This is a genomic window from Myxococcus vastator (assembly GCF_010894475.1).
GTDB classification, from domain to species: Bacteria; Myxococcota; Myxococcia; order Myxococcales; family Myxococcaceae; genus Myxococcus; species Myxococcus vastator.
Map to the genome: position 1 here is coordinate 1 of NZ_JAAIYB010000760.1, position 2103 is coordinate 2103.

Here is a 2103-nt window from a genome sequence, read left to right on the forward strand (position 1 = left end):
TACCGCACGGGAGTCAGCGTCTCTCAGGCAGCCATGCATCAACTCCGCCTCGTCCGCTCAGACTTTCATGGGGACTGGAACTACGTCCTCAAGCCCAATTCGGATAAGTAATTTCTGATCGGGCCCTTAGACCGTGCTCCGTGAGGCCGCGGCCTGCGCCTGCGTGGTGGCGGCATCGCCGGGCGCGGGTGTCACCAGGCTGACCTTCAACTTCGTCCCGGTGGATGACACCCCGAAGAAGGAGTCATAGGCGTCGATGTGCTGCTGTCCCACCGTGTTCAGGAAGTCCAAGAACGTGCTCGGCTTCGCGGGCAGCGGCGACGGCGTGAACATCTGCGAAGGCAATCTCACGTAGGGGTTTGGGTTCGGCAACAATTCGTACTTCGCGTTGACCGTACCATAAGCGAGGTTGGCGTCGAGACCGAAGACACCACCGAGCGGACCGTAGAGCGTCTGACAGGACTGGTCCTTGACATAATCCCACACGACGTCGTTCGGCACATTGAAGGGCTGGATGTTCATCAGGTTGGTCCAGCCGTGAGGCACGACATCGTACTGGTTCCAAATGACCTGATTCCAGAACCCATACTTTGTAATGCCGCGGATTCCCGTCGGCGGGAATATCGCGCTGAAGACGTTGACGAAGCCTTGATCTCCGGTCGAAGGAGCAGCCGTCGGCAGCACGTAGAGCGCGCCCCACCGACTTGCCGCGAAGATGTCCGGGTAGAGCCAGAGGGCCAAGGTCGGGCTGAGCGAGCCGCCCAGGCTGTGCCCAGCGAAGATCAGCGTCGCTTGAGAAGATTCATTGTCCTTCAAGAAGGATTGAATCGTTTTTTGCGTCTTCGGGTCCTGCAGGTTCAGCAGATTCGTGGTCCCCCACGCAGCCCCCTGCGAGATGTAGCCCACGGTCCTCGTGTCTGGATTTCCACCATTCGCTGGGTTGATGCCCAGAGGAAAACCGACTGTGACCGTGACGTTGTTGTCCAGACAGTCCGTGCCATACCAGTTGTGGTCAACATCCTTGTTTCCGTTGGTGCCAGCGACCGCCACGACATAGCAGTTGGCCGACGCATTGTAGGCCACGTACATGGCCTGGTCGGCCACCTTGGACACTCTGGACTTACCACTACAGTCCTTGTCAGCCTGGAAGACGCAGGGCCCCCACACTCGCGTCCACACGCCCAGTTGGTCGCTGTGCTTCGTCAGCGCGTCGTCTATGGCCGGTCCAAGTTGCTGCTGGATGTCGGAGGCCGAGCCTTCCAGACTTTCCCCCAGACTCGAGAACCTTGAGAGCTTGAACACCGTTTGAATGATGTCGTAGCTCCCCCCGGCGTAGATTGGATTTGTGACTTTCATATGACTCATCCTTTTCCTTGGTCGTGGTACGGCAGCGCACTGCCGCTTGCCGGCCTCGGAGCATTCGGCTACCGCTTCGAGCCCCGTCACAAACCCAAAGCAGAAGACGTGCCAGCACCGCGCGCCTCGACTTCCCGAGGCGAACGCACGCATGCCAGGCCTCGCACCGGGTGTTTGACGCGTCAGCAGCAGGCTTGACGCGCCCGTGGACACGTTCTTTTGCAAGACCTCGCTCAACGGGTCCACGGCACACCTGCGCCTACCCAAGGCCCTTTCGCCGCGTCGTGTGTGCTTCCAAGCCACGTTGGACAGTACGTCCCCCCGGGCAAGGTCCGCCGGGCCCGTGCGAGGAAACCGCCCGTCGGGAGCGTGAAGGCGCTCGACGAGTTTGAGACCATCGTGCAGCACACCCAGGGCACGAACCCACCGGACTTCGACTACACGTTCAATCTGGAATATGGCCGCAGGTACACCGCTGCGAGCCCCCAGCTCAGGCGCCTGCGCGCACTCGTCGACGAAGCCGCTCGCCGCAGGCTGCGCGGTGAATCTCCCTCCAGTGCCACCTGATACCGGGCTCCGAGGAACACCCTGCCGCTGGCGCTCCGACCTGAAGCGATAGGGGGGGAAGCATGCTCCCAGGTTCAAACGCGATGGCCGCCGTCCGTGTCGTCGGTGTCCGCATGGACGCCTGCCCCGCCCATTCCGACGCCTCCAGCTCCGGCACCTCCTCCGCCCCCGGAACCGCCT

At 61.7% G+C, this 2103-nt stretch carries 2 protein-coding genes; one reads left to right on the plus strand and one right to left on the minus strand.

Annotation, left to right across the window (positions count from 1 at the left end):
• Positions 1-126: 126 nt before the first annotated feature.
• Positions 127-1356, minus strand: coding sequence for a lipase family protein (locus tag G4D87_RS36965; protein WP_163787472.1), 1230 nt, complete (start codon positions 1354-1356; stop codon positions 127-129).
• 369 nt (positions 1357-1725) lie between these two features.
• Here G4D87_RS36965 and G4D87_RS36970 point away from each other — a divergent pair, with 369 nt between their 5' ends.
• On the plus strand, positions 1726-1923 hold the full coding sequence (locus tag G4D87_RS36970) for an HD domain-containing protein (protein ID WP_163787473.1): 198 nt from the start codon (positions 1726-1728) through the stop codon (positions 1921-1923).
• Positions 1924-2103: the final 180 nt, after the last annotated feature.

Excerpts from the sequence above, each read along its gene's own strand:
- G4D87_RS36965 (WP_163787472.1), bottom strand. The coding sequence starts at position 1,356 with ATGAAAGTCACAAATCCAATCTACGCCGGGGGGAGCTACGACATCATT.